This window comes from Microbacterium sp. CFBP 8794 (genome assembly GCF_014841235.1).
GTDB lineage: Bacteria > Actinomycetota > Actinomycetes > Actinomycetales > Microbacteriaceae > Microbacterium.
Genome location: NZ_JACYTT010000001.1, coordinates 444,099 through 460,791, shown reverse-complemented (window position 1 = coordinate 460,791; position 16,693 = coordinate 444,099). Strand labels below are relative to the sequence as shown.

General features: G+C 70.5%; 17 protein-coding genes. 12 read left to right on the top strand and 5 right to left on the bottom strand.

Annotated elements, in window-relative coordinates; all coding sequences use genetic code 11:
* The first annotated feature begins 107 nt into the window (after positions 1-107).
* Genes rpmB through rpsN form a run of 3 tightly spaced genes read left to right on the top strand, consistent with a single transcriptional unit; the run spans position 108 to position 824 of the window.
* Positions 108-344, top strand: a complete 237-nt coding sequence (gene rpmB, locus IFU19_RS02080) for a 50S ribosomal protein L28 (RefSeq protein WP_055832508.1) — start codon at positions 108-110, stop codon at positions 342-344.
* Positions 344-514, top strand: a complete 171-nt coding sequence (gene rpmG, locus IFU19_RS02075; protein ID WP_013584775.1) for a 50S ribosomal protein L33 — start codon at positions 344-346, stop codon at positions 512-514. The genes rpmB and rpmG overlap by 1 nt, the downstream gene beginning before the upstream one ends.
* Before the next feature lie 4 nt (positions 515-518).
* Entirely contained in the window at positions 519-824 is a 306-nt protein-coding gene (gene rpsN, locus IFU19_RS02070) for a 30S ribosomal protein S14 (protein WP_055832510.1), read from the top strand.
* A 60-nt stretch (positions 825-884) separates the two neighbouring features.
* Here the strand turns inward: rpsN and IFU19_RS16535 are convergent, their stop codons facing one another.
* Positions 885-2,357: a helix-turn-helix transcriptional regulator gene (locus IFU19_RS16535; protein ID WP_192012788.1), complete on the bottom strand. Its 1,473-nt coding sequence runs from the start codon at positions 2,355-2,357 to the stop codon at positions 885-887.
* The gene (locus IFU19_RS02060; protein ID WP_191916064.1) at positions 2,350-3,834 is read right to left on the bottom strand and encodes a helix-turn-helix transcriptional regulator; all 1,485 of its coding nucleotides are present in this window, start codon (positions 3,832-3,834) and stop codon (positions 2,350-2,352) included. Before IFU19_RS02060 ends, IFU19_RS16535 begins: the two co-directional genes overlap by 8 nt.
* Before the next feature lie 431 nt (positions 3,835-4,265).
* Here IFU19_RS02060 and IFU19_RS02055 point away from each other — a divergent pair, with 431 nt between their 5' ends.
* Positions 4,266-4,553 (top strand): HU family DNA-binding protein, encoded by a 288-nt coding sequence (locus IFU19_RS02055; protein WP_055832516.1) that lies wholly within the window; start codon positions 4,266-4,268, stop codon positions 4,551-4,553.
* 77 nt (positions 4,554-4,630) lie between these two features.
* A complete protein-coding gene (locus IFU19_RS02050; RefSeq protein WP_192012787.1) occupies positions 4,631-6,616 on the top strand; it encodes a cytochrome c oxidase assembly protein in 1,986 nt (661 codons plus the stop codon).
* Between the two features lie 6 nt (positions 6,617-6,622).
* On the opposite strand, the gene IFU19_RS02045 is transcribed toward IFU19_RS02050, so the two are convergent.
* Both IFU19_RS02045 and IFU19_RS02040 read right to left on the bottom strand, forming a co-directional pair.
* The gene (locus IFU19_RS02045; RefSeq protein WP_192012786.1) at positions 6,623-7,702 is read right to left on the bottom strand and encodes a hypothetical protein; all 1,080 of its coding nucleotides are present in this window, start codon (positions 7,700-7,702) and stop codon (positions 6,623-6,625) included.
* A 101-nt stretch (positions 7,703-7,803) separates the two neighbouring features.
* The gene (locus IFU19_RS02040) at positions 7,804-8,637 is read right to left on the bottom strand and encodes an NAD(P)/FAD-dependent oxidoreductase (RefSeq protein ID WP_192012785.1); all 834 of its coding nucleotides are present in this window, start codon (positions 8,635-8,637) and stop codon (positions 7,804-7,806) included.
* A 50-nt stretch (positions 8,638-8,687) separates the two neighbouring features.
* Between IFU19_RS02040 and IFU19_RS02035 the strand changes: the two genes are divergently transcribed.
* Both IFU19_RS02035 and IFU19_RS02030 read left to right on the top strand, forming a co-directional pair.
* Positions 8,688-9,200 carry a MerR family transcriptional regulator gene (locus IFU19_RS02035; RefSeq protein ID WP_082516413.1) on the top strand — a complete coding sequence of 171 codons (513 nt, stop codon included), beginning with the start codon at positions 8,688-8,690 and terminating at the stop codon, positions 9,198-9,200.
* The gene (locus tag IFU19_RS02030) at positions 9,197-10,576 is read left to right on the top strand and encodes an ATP-dependent DNA helicase (RefSeq protein ID WP_055934963.1); all 1,380 of its coding nucleotides are present in this window, start codon (positions 9,197-9,199) and stop codon (positions 10,574-10,576) included. The genes IFU19_RS02035 and IFU19_RS02030 overlap by 4 nt, the downstream gene beginning before the upstream one ends.
* Here IFU19_RS02030 and IFU19_RS02025 read toward each other — a convergent pair.
* A complete protein-coding gene (locus tag IFU19_RS02025) occupies positions 10,564-11,217 on the bottom strand; it encodes a biliverdin-producing heme oxygenase (protein ID WP_192012784.1) in 654 nt (217 codons plus the stop codon). The genes IFU19_RS02030 and IFU19_RS02025 overlap by 13 nt on opposite strands.
* A gap of 197 nt (positions 11,218-11,414) precedes the next feature.
* Here IFU19_RS02025 and IFU19_RS02020 point away from each other — a divergent pair, with 197 nt between their 5' ends.
* From IFU19_RS02020 to IFU19_RS02000, 5 genes are all read left to right on the top strand, one after another.
* Positions 11,415-12,686 (top strand): serine hydrolase domain-containing protein, encoded by a 1,272-nt coding sequence (locus IFU19_RS02020; protein ID WP_055934958.1) that lies wholly within the window; start codon positions 11,415-11,417, stop codon positions 12,684-12,686.
* A 7-nt stretch (positions 12,687-12,693) separates the two neighbouring features.
* Positions 12,694-13,602, top strand: a complete 909-nt coding sequence (locus IFU19_RS02015; RefSeq protein WP_192012783.1) for an EamA family transporter — start codon at positions 12,694-12,696, stop codon at positions 13,600-13,602.
* A 131-nt stretch (positions 13,603-13,733) separates the two neighbouring features.
* Positions 13,734-13,928, top strand: a complete 195-nt coding sequence (locus IFU19_RS02010) for a hypothetical protein (RefSeq protein WP_055832532.1) — start codon at positions 13,734-13,736, stop codon at positions 13,926-13,928.
* A 65-nt stretch (positions 13,929-13,993) separates the two neighbouring features.
* Positions 13,994-14,992 (top strand): magnesium and cobalt transport protein CorA, encoded by a 999-nt coding sequence (locus tag IFU19_RS02005; RefSeq protein WP_070408988.1) that lies wholly within the window; start codon positions 13,994-13,996, stop codon positions 14,990-14,992.
* A 140-nt stretch (positions 14,993-15,132) separates the two neighbouring features.
* On the top strand, positions 15,133-16,569 hold the full coding sequence (locus tag IFU19_RS02000; RefSeq protein ID WP_070409936.1) for an amino acid permease: 1,437 nt from the start codon (positions 15,133-15,135) through the stop codon (positions 16,567-16,569).
* Positions 16,570-16,693 lie beyond the last annotated feature (124 nt).

The window sequence follows — 16,693 nt, the reverse complement described above, 5'->3', positions numbered from 1 at the left end:
TCGCTCCCCGACTTTCGACCGCGGCCTCGTGTTGCGCTCGAGCGGGGTGCAGACAAGGGATCTTGGGTGGCACCGTCCGGTGTCACGGTACAGAAGGAGACATCACCATGGCAGCAGTGTGCCAGGTGACTGGAGCGGTTCCCGGCTTCGGTCACAACATCTCGCACTCGCACCGCCGGACGAAGCGCCGCTTCGACCCGAACGTGCAGAAGAAGACCTACTTCGTTCCGTCGCTGGGTCGCAACATCAAGCTCAACGTTTCGGCGAAGGGCATCAAGGTCATCGACGCACGCGGCATCGAGTCCGTCGTTCGTGACCTGCAGGCGAAGGGCGTGAAGCTGTAATGGCGAAGAAGGCTCAGGACGTACGTCCCATCATCAAGCTGCGTTCGACGGCCGGCACGGGGTACACCTACGTGACGCGCAAGAACCGCCGCAACAACCCCGACCGCATCGTGCTCAAGAAGTACGACCCCGTGGTCCGCAAGCACGTCGACTTCCGAGAGGAGCGCTAAGCACATGGCCAAGAAGAGCAAGATCGCGCGCAACGAGCAGCGCAAGGTCGTCGTCGAGCGCTGGGCGACGAAGCGCGCCGAGCTGAAGAAGACCCTGGTCGACCCGACCGCCACCGACGAGGCCCGCGAGGCCGCCCGCGTGGGGCTGCAAAAGCTCCCCCGCAACGCCTCGCCCGCCCGCGTGCGCAGCCGCGACGTCATCGACGGCCGCCCCCGTGGCGTGCTGACGAAGTTCGGCGTCTCGCGCGTCCGCTTCCGCGACATGGCCCACCGTGGCGAGCTGCCCGGTGTGACCAAGTCGTCCTGGTAAGCACCAGACACACACGCCGAGGGCGGGGGTTCCGAAAGGGATCCCCGCCCTTCGGCGTTCTCAGGCGTCCGCGCGCAGGTGCGCGATCGCCTGGGCCCGGGTGCTGACGCCGAGCTTGACGTAGATGGATCGCACCTGGCTCTTGACCGTGTTCACCGAGACGCTCCGCTCCCGGGCGATCTCCGCCAGGCTCAAGTCGGTGACGAGCAGCGTGGCCAGGGCGTGTTCCGTGGGGGTGAGACCGGTCAGGTCGCGGGTGGTCGGTGCGGCGTGGGGGCGTGCGGCGAGCTGGCGGAGCGCGTCGCGGATCGATGCCGCCGTGCCGGCGAGTTCGGGATGATCCTCGGCCGCCGCCTCGACGAGATCGGCGCATTCGGTGGCGGGGAGCATGATGAAGGGCGTCCGTGAGCTCCCGGTGCGCGAGATCAGCATCAGCGCGGATGCCATGCTCTGGCGGGCGCGTCGCTCCTGACCGATCCGCCGGAAGGCGATCGCGCGCAGCAGCAGCATCCGCGGCAGGCTACGCAGGCAGTGGTCGTCCTCCGAGGCGGCGCACGCGTCGGTCTCGAGGAGCGCCTCGCGCTCGCGGCCCAGCAGCAGCAGGGCGACGGCGCGCTGCGTCGCGAAGCACGTACCGTGCCCCTCCGGGCTGAGCGCCGAGGCCACCGCCGCGAGTCCGTCGGCGGGCTGGTCGTGCGCCAGGAACAGGTCGGAGCGCATGCACATCAGCAGATGGCGGACCGCGCGTTGGCTGCTGTGCCGCCGGCTGCCGTGCAGCAACTGCCAGCTCGCCGCGATCCCGTCGGCGAACTCCCGCCGGATGACGCGGCACATCACCTCGGCGGCGCGCGAGGCGTAGTCGAGATAGGGGTCGTCGGGGGCGAGGGCGGCGAGCTCCCCGCTGATCGCGGACAGCCTGTCGTGTTCCATGCGCGCCGCCGAGACCAGACAGTCGGCGAGCAGGACCAGGAAGGAGACCTCGCGGGCATTCCACCCGGCCTCGACGAAGAGGTCGGTGGCCGCGCGGATCGTGGGCGCCGCGCGCTCGTTCTCTCCGTTCAGGGCGAGGCCGAAGCTGCTCACCGCGAGAGCGCGATAGCGCAGGGCGTCGGTGTCGGCGAAGAGCTGTGCTTCCTCCCCGAAGCGGACACCCGACTGGGGGGACCCGACCGCGCAGAGGTACTCGCCCACGCTGGAGAGCAGCTCCGACCGGGCGCCCGGTGACAGCCCGGCGGGGCGGTTCAGATGCGTGCCGTCGAAGTAGCGCGCGATCAGCGCGATGCCGTCGCCCAGGGCGTCGCGGCGTGCGCGAGCGACGAGGAGGGCGGAGAGGATCCGCGCACCGTCGTCGGTCCATCGTCGCGGGGGGTCGAAGGCCTCGGTCTCGGCGAGCAGGGCGAGGTGGCGGGGTTCGGGCACACCGGAGCCGGGAAGCAGCCGAGTCGCGGTGAGGAGCGCGGCCGCTCGAAGCGTGTCGTGCGGCTCGACGTTCAGTGGGTGCGCTCGCCGGATCACCTCGCCGGGATCAGCCATCGGCGGTCCGACCGCAGGCGGGGCGCGCGTTCGCCGAGCGCGTCAGCGCCTCGACGGCTTCGTGCCGGCCGCGTACCCCCAACTTGGCGTAGATCGATCGCACCTGGCTCTTCACCGTGTTCACCGAGACCCCGCGTTCGTCGGCGATACCGGCGATGCTGAGCGACGTGGTCAGTCGGTGCGTCAGGTCGCGCTCCGTGGGGGTCAGCTGTCGGAGCGGGCGTGGGCGGGGCCCCGGGCCGTCGGGGGTGGCGACGATCGCCAGAGCGTCGAACACGCACGGCATCGCGTCGCGGAACTCCGGACGCTCGAGCATGACGGCAGCGATGAGATCGCGGGTCTCGTCGTGGGGAAGCATGACGAAGGGGGTCCCCGAGGTGCCCGTGCGCAGTAGCAGAACCATCGCCGCCTCCGTGCTGGCGGCTGCGCGTTCCCCCTCGCCGAGCCGCCGATGCGCCAGCGCCCTGCGCAGCAGAAGCGGGGTGAGCGTGCGAAGGCAGTGGTCGGCCCCGGTCGCCACGCAGGCGTCGGTCTCGGCGAGGAGCTCCCGCTCGCGGCCCAGGCGGAGCAGGCTCGCCGCGCGCTGCATCGAGAAACAGATGCCGTGCCCGTCCGGATCGTCGTAGGGAGCGAGCGTCGCCAGGGCCTCGGCGGAACGACCCTGTGCGACGAGCATGTCGGAGCGCATGCAGACGAGGAAATGCCGCGTCATCGTGTGGCTGTGCCGGGCGCCCTGCTCTGTCAGCAGGGTCTGGATCGCCGCCAGGCCGCCGTCCGTGTCGCTGCGCAGCATCCGGGCCATCGCTTCGACGGATCGTGCCGAATGAGCCCAGTACGGGTCATCGGGCTGAGCGGCCGTCATCGCGGCCGACACGGCATGCAGGCGGTCGACCTGGAGATGGGCGGAGGCGATGAGCGTCTCCGCCAGAAACTCGACGTACGCGGTGTCCGCCCGTGCCCAGCCCTGCGCGGCGAACACCTCTCGCGCGCTCGCGAGAGACACCCGGGCGGATTCGTACTCGCCGTTGAGCGCCTGGCCGAGTGCGACGACGGTGAGCGCACGGTAGCGCAGCGCCTCGGTATCGGCGAAGAGCAGGGCTTCGGCCCCGAAACGCGCGCCCATCTGCGGCCACCCGACGGCGTTGCAGTACTCGCCGACGCTCGCGTGGAGCTGGGAGCGTATGCCGTCGGCCAACTCGGCGGGGCGGGTGAGTCTCACCCCCTCGAAGTAGCGGCGGACCAAGGCGGCACCGTCGGTGAGGTTGTCGCGGCGTGCGCGCGCGGCGAAGAGGGCGATCACCGCTCGGGCGGCCGGGTCGGTCCACGTCGGGGGGACGGGGGGAGCGGCGCTGGCGGCGAGGAGCGACAGATGCCGCTGGTGCGGGGGCCCGTGCCCGGGGGCGAGGCGAACGACGGTGGAGACGGCGGCCGCGCGCAGGGCGGCTCGCGCATCGATCGAGGTGCGGCTACGGGGCATGGACCCTCCACATTCGGGCCGATCGAACGGGGGCGGTTCGTCGGACACGAACCGGAGCCCGTTCTCGTAGGCACATCATAGGGGTACGAAATTCAGTATTTTCCAGGTGAATTCGAGCGTCGCATCATCCGCGGGGTGAAGCCCCCGGACTTCGCCCGCCTGCGCCTCGCGATTCACCCGCCCGGAGACCCGAGCCCTGCCGCGGGCTCGAAGGACGAGGTCGTCCAAGGGCCGACCCGTGCGCCATCATCGGCCCGCGAAAGCCCCGAGCCCGCGACACACCCCCGGCGAAAGGGACGAAATCCGTCAAAATCCGCGTATTTCCGCGGTTCGGTTGATACTGTCGAGGCGGTCTCCCGACCACCGAGGAGGATTCCTCCTCGTCCGAGTAACGAGAGACGGCGCTCGTCGCCGCCTGGAGGACACACCACATGGCCGACAAGTCCATCACCAAGACCGAGCTCGTCGCGAGCATCGCCAGCGCGACCGGCCAGAGCCAGTCCGCCGTGTCGGGCGTGCTCGACTCCCTCTTCTCCACCGTTTCCGAGGCGGTCGCCAAGGGCAGCAAGGTCTCGATCCCCGGCTGGATCGCCTTCGAGCAGGTCGCCACGTCGGCTCGCACGGGCCGCAACCCTCAGACGGGCGAAGAGATCGCCATCCCCGCCGGCAAGCGCGTCAAGGTCACCGCGGGCTCGAAGCTGAAGGCCGCCGTCAAGTAAGACGACCTCGAACCTTCACAGGGGGGATGCCATCGGCATCCCCCCTGTGCTGTGTGTACGCGACGTAGTCTGGAGGGGTGAATCCCCGCCTTCTCCGCGTCGCGGGACCCGTCATCCTGATCGCGGTCTCGCTGATCGCCGTCGTGGCGGGACTGGCGTACGGCGGCGGGGCCGCCGAGGTGCAGCTCGCCGACCCCGGTCCGGTCGTGCGGTGGGGGCTCCCGATCGCGACCGTGCTGGTCAACCTCTCGGCGGCCACCCTGGTCGGCTCCCTCGTGCTGGCGCTGTTCGCCCTGCCCGCGGGGGAGCGGCCGTTCGAGATCGCCCTCGACACCGCGTCGATCGGCGCGGCGGTCTTCACCATCGCCGCCGCCACCACCGGGTACCTGACGTTCCTGAACGTCCTGAACGCCAAGCCCACCCTCGACGCCGTCTTCGGTCAGCAGCTCGGCCGTTTCCTGGTCGAGAGTCCGCTGGGTCAGGCGTGGCTCATCACGACCATCGCCGGTGCCGTGCTGACCGTGCTGACCTTCGCCGTGCGGTCGTGGATCCCCACCCTGCTCGTCGCGATCCTGGCTCTGGCATCTCTCATCCCGATGGGGACTCAGGGGCACGCGGGCACCGAGGCCAGTCACAACGCCGCGGTGATCTCGCTCGTGCTGCACATCATCGCCGCGGCCGTGTGGCTGGGCGGTCTCGTCCTGCTCGTGGTCGTGCGCCCGGCGATGTCGCGCCGGCAGCTGCAGGCGGTGCTGCTGCGCTATTCGTCGATCGCGCTGGTGGCCTTCGTCGTCGTGGCCGTCTCGGGCACCGTCCGCGCCTCGATCACGCTCCTCGACGTGTCGAACCTCTTCTCGACCTACGGCTTCCTGGTGCTGGTCAAGGTCGCCGCACTTCTCGCGATGGGCGTCCTCGGCGCGTGGTACCGCCGCCGCCTCATCTCACGCATGGCCGACGAGCCCGGTTCGCGGCGGTTCTGGGGCATCCTCACGCTCGAACTGGTCTTCATGGGTGTCGCCAGCGGTGCGGCCGCCGCGCTGGCGCGCACCGCCCCGCCCGTCGAGGCGCCGCTGGTCGGTCAGACCCCGGCCGAGGTGCTCACCGGTTCGCCGCTGCCGCCCGAGCTCACCCTCGAGCGCTGGTTCACCGCGTGGGACGTCGACCTGCTGTGGGCGTTCGTCGTCGCCTTCGCCCTGTTCTTCTACCTGGCCGGCGTCTGGCGCCTGCACCGCCGCGGCGACGCCTGGCCCATCCACCGCACCGTGATGTGGACCCTGGGCATGCTGGGGGTGTTCTGGGTCACCTCGGGACCGATCAACGTGTACCAGGACTACCTGTTCAGCATGCACATGATCGGCCACATGCTGCTGTCGATGGCGATCCCCCTGCTGCTCGTGACGGGGGCGCCGGTGACGCTGGCCGCGCGGGCCATCCGCAAACGCGACGACGGCACCCGCGGTGGTCGCGAGTGGATCCTCTGGGCGGTGCACAACCCGGTCGCGAAGGTGCTCACCAACCCGTACGTCGCGGCGGGGCTGTTCATCGGCTCGCTGTGGGCGTTCTACTACACCGACCTCTTCCGGTGGTCGCTGTACGACCACGTCGGCCACATCTGGATGGTCGCGCACTTCCTCGTCACGGGGTACCTCTTCGTGCTGAGCCTCGTCGGCATCGATCCGGTGCCCTACCGCCTGCCCTATCCGATGCGTCTGCTCGTGCTCATCGCGATCATGGCGATGCACGCGTTCTTCGGCATCGCGATCATGATGAACTCCGGCCTCATGGTCGCCGAGTGGTTCGGTGCGATGGGACGCACCTGGGGGGCGACACCCCTGCAGGACCAGTACGTCGGCGGTGGCGTGGCCTGGTCGGTGGGCGAGATCCCGACGCTCATCCTGGCGATCACCGTCGCGATCCAGTGGAGCCGCAGCGACGAACGGCAGCAGAAGAGCCGCGATCGGCACGTCGACCGGGTCGGAGACCTCGAACTCGACGCGTACAACGAAGAGCTGGCGCGCATGGCCGAGCGCGACGCCCGCGTCGCGGCACGCCAGCGCGGCTGATCCCGCTCAGTCGGACTTCCCGCCCACGAGGATCGAGGCGGTGCCGTCGGGCAGCACCGTGATCGCGCCGTCGACGCGGAAGGGCACGTCCTCTTCGACCGAGCGCACGCTGCCGTCGAAGATCGAGCGGATGTCGACGCGGATGTGCGCCACCGCCTTGGCCGACGGAATGCGCCAGCCGGCGCCGTCGGGCACCACGGTGACGACGGGCTGCTCGACGATCGACCAGTCGGGGGCTCCGTCGATGCGGTTGCGCACGGTGAACCCGAACGGGCACCCGGTGGGCTGCAGCACCTTCTGCTCGGCGCAGGACGAGAGGAAGTCCTCGACGCGCTGCTGCACGACCGCGATGAACTCCTCGGTCGGTTCGGCCTGCACGTCGATCGGGATGCCGGCCAGGGGCGCATCGGCGAGCACAGCCACCCCGGGGGTCGCCGAGATCGCCGTGTCGACGGCGATCGAGTACAGCCCGGGAGAGAAGACCAGCAATGGCACGTCGGCCGTGGGATCGGTGTCGGCCCGGTCGATCGACACCTGGCGCTTGTCGACCTCGAAGCCGTTGACCGAGAAGCGCATCGACCCCTGCACCGACAGGTCCATCACGGCGAGCGGGCTGCGCGCGAAGCGCCAGCGGGGCAGCAGGCTCGACCCGCCGTCGCGCTGCACCGACAGCGTGGTGGTGCCGGCGTACCCGCCCGCCGTGTACGACACGGTCAGGCGGGTGACGTCGCCCTCGACGGATTCGTCGACGATCGCGGCATCCATCAGCGGGGTGAGTGCCTCGGGCCGCAGCAGCGCTTCGGACGCGGTCGCGGGAAGGCCCGCGGCCTCGAGATCGGTGGAGTCGACGGCGACACCCGGAACGGCGAGCGCCTCGGCCGCGCGGCGGTCGTGCAGTAGCTCGAGGTAGTGCATGACGAAGGCCCGGGGACTGTAGAACTCCCGGTACAGCGACGCGGCTCCCCCGCCCAGCGCGGCGAGCAGCAGGATGCCGATGACGATGATCGCCGGGATCTCGAACCGCCCGCGCGGGCGCGCGCCGGTGACGCCCCTGGGCGTCGCGGGGCCCCCGCCGGCGTTGTCCACGCCCCCAGTCTAGGAAGCCCACCTGCGCAGATGCCGCGCGCCGCCCCGCGGCGTCACGCGGGCCCACCGGGAGGGGCGGAGTCGCGCCCGCGTCGGGCGTCTCAGTCGGCGACGAGCGAGTGCACGACGGCGACCGCGGCCAGCTGCCCGGCGGCGATGGCCGCGGCGAGCGAGAACATCGGCCCGGGCAGGTGCTCGGCCTGCGCGTGGTCTCCGACCGCGTACACACCGGGCATGCTGGTGCGCCCGAAGGCGTCGGTGCGCACGGCCCCCGCCTCGGTCACGGCGAGATCGAGCTGGGCGGCGAAGGGGGCGTTCGGGCGCCAGGTGGGAGCGATGAACGCGCCGGCCACGTCGAGGTGCCCGCCCTCGACGAGCAGCAGGCGGAGCCCGTCGGCCGTGCCGTCGACCCGCTCGACGCGTGCCGGGTCGACCAAGTGCACCTCGGATGCCACGGGCTCGAGCATGCGGGCCAGCACCGCCGCGTGCGGCGAGGCGTTGACGACCGCGACGGGACGACCGGCGAACTCGTGTCCGTGGCAGAAGGGGCAGTTGGCGATGCGGTCGCCCCACTGCTCGGCGAGGCCGGGGATCGCGGGGAGATCGTCGGTCACGCCGGTGGCGAGGATCACCGCGTGCGCGCGCAGGGGCTCGTCGTCGACGGTGACCGTCAGCTCGTCGCCCTGTTGCGCCACGGTGGAGGCGACGGCATCCCGGATCTCGACCGTCGCGTACGCGCCGATCTCGGCACGACCGAGTCGACGCAGCTCCGACGGGTCGCGGCCGTCGTTGGTGAGCAGGTTGTGGGTGTGGCTCACGGTGGCGTTGCGGTACGTGCCGGAGTCGAGCAGCAGGGTGCGTCGGTGCATTCGACCCAGGGTGAGGGCGGCCTGCAGCCCGGCGGGGCCGCCGCCGATGATGATCGCGTCGTACATGAGGGTTCCTTCCGCTTGCGTTCTCGTCCATCGTGTGACTTCATGTCGACATGAAGTCAAGCGGGGAGTCGATCGGCGAGGCAGCGGCGCGATTCGGGCTCGAGACGCACGTGCTGCGCTACTGGGAAGACGAGGGGCTGCTGCGCCCGGGTCGGGATGCCGCGGGGCGCCGGCGCTTCGACGAGGGCGACAGCGTGCGCATCGCCGTGATCCTGCGCAACAAGGCCGCGGGGCTCTCGCTCGAGCAGATCCAGGTGCTGCTCGACGAGGACGCGCCCGACCGCCACCGGGTGCTCGAGGAGCACGTGGCCGAGCTCGATCGGCGCGCGGCCGACATCGCCCAGGCCCGCGCGATGACCGAGCACGCCCTGCGCTGCCGCGCGCACGACATCACCGAGTGCCCGCGGTTCCGCAGCCACGTCGCCGACGTGCTCTCGGGCGAGGCGCGCTGGCTGCTGGTGCGCACCGAGCCGTCGTGCGAGACGCCTGCCCGCTCCCGGTCCGACGACGCGTCCACACCCCGCCGCCCGGCGACGGCGGTGCGAACTAGCATGAACCGGTGACCACGCCGCCCCTCTCCGCCGAACAGCAGGCGCTGTTCCGGCTGATCGAGGACACCCGTGAGCACGTCTTCGTCACGGGCCGGGCGGGTACGGGCAAGTCGACGCTGCTGCAGCACCTGGCGTGGAACACGAAGAAGCAGATCGCCGTGTGCGCACCGACGGGGGTCGCGGCCCTGAACGTCGAGGGCCAGACGATCCACTCGCTGTTCCGCCTGCCCATCGGTCTCATCGCGAACGGCGACATCGACCAGAACGACGCCACCCGCAAGATCCTCAACGCGATCGACACCCTGGTGATCGACGAGATCTCGATGGTCAACGCCGACCTGATGGATGCCATCGACCGCTCCCTGCGTCAGGCCCGGGGTCGTCGCGCCGAGCCGTTCGGCGGCACGCAGGTCGTGATGTTCGGAGACCCGTACCAGCTCGCCCCGGTGCCGCCGCGCGGCGACGAGGCGCGCTACATCGACGACCACTACCGCTCGTTCTGGTTCTTCGACGCCAAGGTGTGGTCGGGGGAGTCGGTCAGCGACGGTCTCATCGACATCGGCCGGCACGGCGCCGAACTGCACGTCAACGAGCTCGTCGAGATCCACCGGCAGTCCGACCCCGGGTTCAAGACCCTGCTCAACGCGGTGCGCTACGGACGGGTGACGGCCGAGATGGCCGAGGTGCTCAACACCGCCGGGGCGCGCACCCCTCCTCACCCCGCCGACGGCGAGCACCCGATCATCACGCTCGCCACCCGTAACGACCGGGTGAACACGATCAACCGGCGCCACCTCGACGAGCTCATCGGGCGCACGCAGACGGCGGCCGCCGAGATCTCGGGCGACTTCGGCCGCGGCGAGGCGAACTACCCCGCCGAGATGGAGCTGACGCTCAAGGTCGGCGCGCAGGTGATGTTCCTGCGCAACGACGGAGCGCAGTTCGGCGAGGCGCCCCGCTGGGTCAACGGCACGATCGGCACCGTCACGCGCATCGCGGGCGACAGCGTGCGCGTCGAGGTCGACGGCACCGAGCACGACGTGGAGCCCGCGGTCTGGGAGAGGTACCGCTACGCCTACGACCCGGGCACGAAGAACCTCTCGCGCGAGATCGTCGCGGAGTTCACGCAGTTCCCGCTGCGGTTGGCGTGGGCCGTGACGATCCACAAGTCGCAGGGCAAGACCTACGACCGCGCCGTCGTCGACCTCGGCGCCGGCGCCTTCGCCCCCGGGCAGACCTACGTCGCGCTCAGCCGTCTCACCTCGATCGACGGCCTGTACCTGACGCGCCCGCTCCGGCCCAGCGACATCCGGGTCGACGAAGACGTGCGCCGCTTCATGAAGCAGGCGTGGCTCGGCCGCCAACAGGCGGCGGCTCAGGCGACCTGAGCCGCCTTTGCGCGAGCGAGGTCGGCGAACAGCTCGGTGTTGAAGCGGTAGGCGACGAGCACCTCGGCGATGACGCGCTCCTTCTCGTCGTCGTCCCAGGGGGCGGCGTCGAGCTGCTCGCGATAGACGTTCTTGAACGCCTTCGGGTCGGCGATGTCGCCGAAGAGGAAGAAGCCGATGCCGTTGGTGTCGAAGCCGAAGCGGCGCTGCATGAGCCGGCCGATGAAGAGCCCGCCCGACAGGTCGCCCAGGTACCGCGTGTAGTGGTGCGCGACGAAGCCGCCGGGCCAGGTGGCCGCCACGCGCCGGGTGCGCGACACGTACGCCTGCGTGGTGGGCAGCGGCGAGACGAGGTCGCGCCAGTCGGCGCCGAGCAGGAACGCGAGGTCGGCCTCGAGGGCGGGGAGGCGCGTGAGCTTGTCGCTGAGGAACACCGATGCCACGGGGTCGCGCCGCAGAGCGCCCGCCGACTCTTCGAGGGCCGAGTAGATGAACCAGTGCTGGGCGACGAGGGCGACGTAGTCGTCGCGGGTGCCGCTGCCGGTGAGCAGCTCGGTCATGAACCCGTCGCACTCGCTCGTGGAGTGCGCACTGCTGGAACGTTCGCGCAGCGCGGTGGAGAACGGGATGACGGCGTTCATGACGTCATCATACGCAAAGAGTTAGGCTGGCCTAACCCCTGTTTTCGACGGAGTTCGCGGCATCCGCCACGCAGCCGCCCCCAGATGTGATGCAGACGTGACGAGTCCAGGATGCAAGGGGCGGTGACGTTCAGGCGGCGTGTGTTTGAATCTTTCGAGCGGGCCCTTCGCCGCGCTCGGATTCCTGGGGGTAACACATGCGGGGATGGCGTCGTTCCGCGGCCATCGCGATCGCGGGCGCCAGCGCGCTCGCCGTGGTTCTGAGTGGCTGCACGCCTCAGGCGTCGGTGGCCCTCGACGTTCCCGCGCAGGTCGACGCCCCCCTTCCCGAGGCCACCGTCTCGGAGCTGCAGGACGCCGTCACCACCGCGATGGCCGCCACGGGTTCGACGGGCGCCATCGTGGGCGTCTGGGCGCCCTGGAGCGGCACCTGGGTGTCGGGCTTGGGAACGCAGGGCCCCGGCGGCGCAGAGGTCACCACCGACCTGACCTTCCGCGCGGCCGACGTGACCGGCGCCATGACCTGCGACGCCGTGTACCGACTGGCCGCCGACGGGACGCTGAGCCTCAGCGACCCGATCACGCAGTGGGTCAGCAACCTGCCCGGGTACGAGGACATCACGCTGCGTCAGCTGTGCGACGGCACCTCGGGACTCGCGTCGTACACCTCGGTGCTCGAGGGCATGGTGCTCAACAACCCCGACCGCGCGTGGAACCCGCGCGAGCTCATGGCCTACGGCATCGCCAGCCCCCGCGTGAACGCCCCGGGCGCCTCGTTCGCCGACTCCGCCACGAACTACCTGCTGGCGGGCCTCGCGGTCGAGCGGGCCACGGGAGAGTCGCTCTCGCAGGTCATCTCGGAGCGGGTCGCCGAGCCGCTCGGTCTCGACGCGACCGCGCTGCCGTCCTCGGCCCCCGCGAACCCCGCCGCGTCGTCGCTGCAGGGCTACTGGTCGCAGCCCAGCCCCGAGGGCGTGTGGAACTGCACCGACCCGCGCGAGTTCACCGAGATGTCGGCGAGCTACGGGGGTGCCGCCGCGGGTGCCGTGACCGACATCACCGACCTGGGGCACTACGCCCAGGCCCTCGCCTCGGGTGCCCTGCTCCCCGACGGCGACGACCGTTTCGCCTCGCCCGTCCCCGTCGGGGGCGACCAGCCGACGTGGTTCACGGCGTCGGGGGGAGCCTTCCAGGCCGGCTCGCTCATCGGACAGTACGGATGGATGCCGGGCTACATGGTCGGCGCGTTCGCCGACCCCCGCACGGGCATGTCGATCGCCGTGGTGCTGAACAACTCCGGCGGCAACAAGATGACGTCGGCGTGGTTGGCGTGGGAGCTGGCGGCCATCGCGTCGAAGGCGCCCGCGGCGCAGGGGCAGACCGCCCCCGAGGCGGGCCTGCCGTGGACCTCGCAGCAGATGCGCGACGGCATCCTGGCCAACGCCATCTGCCCGCAGCCCGCCGCGTGATCCCGCGATGATCGCTCGCGGCGGCCAAGGGTCGGCCGCGTCGCTCGTGCTGGTGGGCCTGGCCTGCCAAGAGGTGGGCGCCTCGTTCGCGGTCATGCTCTTCCCGCAGACCGGACCGCTCGGCATCGTCATGCTGCGCCTGCTGTTCTCGGCCGTCCTGCTACTGCTCATCGCGCGGCCCCGCCTGCGGGGGCACGACGCGGCGGCGTGGCGCTCGGTCGTCGGCTTCGGCGTCGTGCTCGCGAGCATGAACGGGCTGTTCTATCTGGCGCTGGAGCGGCTGCCGCTCGGCGTCACCGTCACGATCGAGGTGCTCGGTCCGCTGACCCTGTCGATCCTCACCTCGGCGGGCCTGGCCCGGTGGCTGTGGGCCGGGCTCGCCCTGGCCGGGGTGGTGGCGCTCGGCGCGGGCGGGTGGGACCGCCTCGACGCACTCGGAGTCGTCTTCGCCCTGGGGGCGGCGGTGAGCTGGGCGCTGTACATCCTCGCGTCGGCGCGCGTCGGCCGGGAGTTCCCCCGCCTCGACGGCCTCGCCCTCGCCATGACCGTCGGCGCCGTGATCGCCCTGCCGTTCGGGGTGTGGCAGGCGGGGTCCGCGCTTCTGCGCATCGATCTGCTCGCGGTGGGAGCGGCGGTGGCGCTGCTGTCGTCGACCATCCCCTACGCGCTGGAGCTCATCGCGCTCAGGCGGCTCCCCGCCTCGGCGTTCGCGATCCTGATGAGCCTGGGGCCGGCGACGGCATCGATCGCCGGGTTCCTCCTGCTCGGGCAGCACCTCTCGTGGCTCGAGCTCGTCGGCATCGGGCTCGTCATCGCGGCCAGCATCGGCGCCGTGCGGGCGGCGACACGACGCGCGGCCGGGGCACGGCATCCGGGACCCGGTGCCGCCGCAGCGCTCGGCGAGCCCCTCGGCTGAGGGATGCCACGCCCGGCCCGGTCGTGAGCACGGCGCCTGCGCGCCGTCGGGCGGATCTCGCTCGCGAACCGTAGCGGAAGGACCCGGAGAAAGAGCGACCGGGGTCGTTCTTTTCACGCTATGGTTCACCCGTGGATCGCCTCAAACTCCTCTCCTTCGTCGGTTGGCTCATGATCGTCGCGGGGGTGGTCAACCTCGTGCTGGCCATCGTCGACATCTCGTCGGGTGCGAGCGTCGCCAATAACGGCCTCGCCGCGGCCATGGGCATCGTGCTGACGATCGCCGGGTCGATGCAGGTGGCGAACAAGGGGCGCGCGCGGCGCTGAACCCGCTCGGCCCGCGCAGGGCTCGCTGTCACCCCACGGACACCTGGCGGGGGTAGAACGGAACCATGCCCATCATCGACAGCGCCGTGTACGTCGGCGGTCACCGCATCGAGAATCCCTCGAGTCTCGACCAGACCTTCGAGTACATGGAAGCCCACGGCGGGATGGCCTGGATCGGCCTGCTGCGGCCCTCGCCCGAAGAGCTCGAGCGGGTCGCCGCCGAGTTCTCGCTGCACCCCCTCGCCGTCGAAGACGCCCTGACCGGCCACCAGCGCGCGAAGCTCGAGCGGTACGGCGGCAATCTCTTCGCCGTGCTGCGCCCGGCGCGCTACATCGACGCGACCGAGACGATCGAATTCGGCGAGCTGCACGTGTTCATCGGGCCCGACTACGTCGTGACGGTGCGTCACGCCGAGGTCCCCGACCTCGCGCACGTGCGCCACCGCCTCGAGAAGCAGCCCGACCTGCTGGCGCGGGGCCCCGAAGCGGTGCTCTACGCGATCCTCGACGAGGTGGTCGACCAGTACGACCCCGTGGCGCGGGGCCTGCAGAACGACGTCGACGAGATCGAGGACCAGCTGTTCGGGGCGGGCGGCGCCGAACTGACCCAGCGCATCTACGAGCTCGCCCGCGAGGTGATCCACTTCCAGCGCGCGACCGAACCCCTGCGCGACATGCTCGAGGCGCTGCTGCGCGGATCCGAGAAGTACGGCGTCGACATCGAGCTGCAGCGATCACTGCGCGACGTGCTCGACCACGTGCTGCGCCAGTGCGACAAGCTCACGGCGCTGCGCGCCATCCTCGACAACGCCCTCACGGTGAACGCCACCCTGGTCACCCAGCGCCAGACCGAGACCTCGCTCGAGCAGAACGAGCAGGTGAAGAAGATCTCGGGCTGGGCGGCGATCCTGTTCGGCCCCTCGCTCATCGGCGCGATCTACGGCATGAACTTCAAGAACATGCCCGAGCTCGAGTGGCAGTACGGCTACCCGCTCGCGTTACTGCTGATGGTGGCCGTCTCGGCGGGTCTGTGGCTGACGTTCAAGTGGAAGAAGTGGCTCTGAGCCCGCGGCATCCGTGAGCTCGGGATGCCGCGGCACGCGGCGCGCTTCCTGGACAGACGCTGCGTGAATCGAATGATGGGGAGGTGAACGACTCCACCCCGCGCTCCGGCGATGCCGTCGAGCCGACCCCCACGTCGACCGTGCAGCTCGAGGACGCCGGCTACCACAAGCGGCTCACCGGGCGTCAGGTGCAGATGATCGCCATCGGTGGCGCCATCGGCACCGGCCTCTTCCTCGGTGCGGGCGGACGCCTGGCCCAGGCCGGGCCCGCCATCGTCATCTCGTACGCGGTGTGCGGCCTCTTCGCGTTCTTCATCCTGCGCGCGCTCGGCGAACTGGTGCTGCACCGGCCCACGTCGGGGTCGTTCGTCTCGTACGCCCGCGAGTTCTTCGGCGAGAAGGCCGCATTCGTCTCGGGCTGGTTCTACTGGATCAACTGGGCGACGACGACGATGGTCGACATCACCGCGGCTGCGCTGTACATGAACTTCTTCGGCAAGTACGTGCCGTGGATCGCCGCGGTCCCGCAGTGGGTGTGGGCCCTGGCCGCCCTGGTGACGGTGCTCGCCGTCAACCTCGTGTCGGTGAAGGTGTTCGGCGAGCTGGAGTTCTGGTTCGCGCTCATCAAGGTCACCGCCCTCGTCGCGTTCCTGCTGGTGGGCATCTACTTCGTCGTCTTCGGCACCCCCACCGGCGCACCCGTCGGCTTCTCGCTCATCGCCGACAACGGCGGGTTCTTCCCCAACGGCATCCTGCCCGCGATCATCCTGATGCAGGGCGTGGTGTTCGCCTATGCCTCGATCGAGCTCGTGGGCACCGCCGCCGGCGAGACGAAGAACCCCGAGAAGATCATGCCGCGCGCGATCAACTCGGTCATCTTCCGCGTCGCGATCTTCTACGTCGGCTCGGTGCTGCTGCTCTCGCTCCTGCTGCCGTACACGGCGTACTCCAAGGACGAGAGCCCGTTCGTGACGTTCTTCGCCTCGATCGGGGTGCCCGGGGTCGACGTCATCATGAACCTCGTCGTGCTGACCGCGGCGCTGTCGTCGCTGAACGCGGGGCTCTACTCCACCGGCCGCATCCTGCGTTCGATGGCGGTCGCGGGCTCGGCCCCGAAGTTCGCGGCGCGCATGAACAAGGCCGGCGTCCCGTACGGCGGGATCGCGATCACCGCGGTCGTCGCGCTGCTGGGCGTCGTGATCAACTACGTCAACCCCAGCGACGCCTTCGAGACCGTCCTGAACGTCGCCGCCGTCGGCATCCTGGTCACCTGGGCGACCATCATCGTCTGCCAGATGAAGTTCAAGCGCCTGACCGACCGCGGGGAGCTCGTGCGACCCGCGTTCCGGCTGTTCTGGGCGCCCTACACGGGCTACCTCACGCTCGTGTTCCTCGCGGTGGTGATGGTGCTGGTGTTCATCGACTCACCCGCCACGCTGCTCGTGGCGATCGGGGCGAGCATCCTCATCACGATCGGCTGGTTCGCGTGCCGCAAACGCATCGCCGAGCTCGCCGCCGAGCGCGAGGGCCACACCGGCGCGGTGCCCCTGGTTCCGAGCCCCTTCCCGAAGCGCTGAGCTCGCCCCCTCCGGGCGCGCGCGCCCTCTTCGGTCGTGCCCCCTCTCGCCGCCACCCCGGCGTTGAGTGTCCAGGACACGCCGCATCGGGGCGGCGTGGGGCGGCGTGTTCTGGACACTCAAC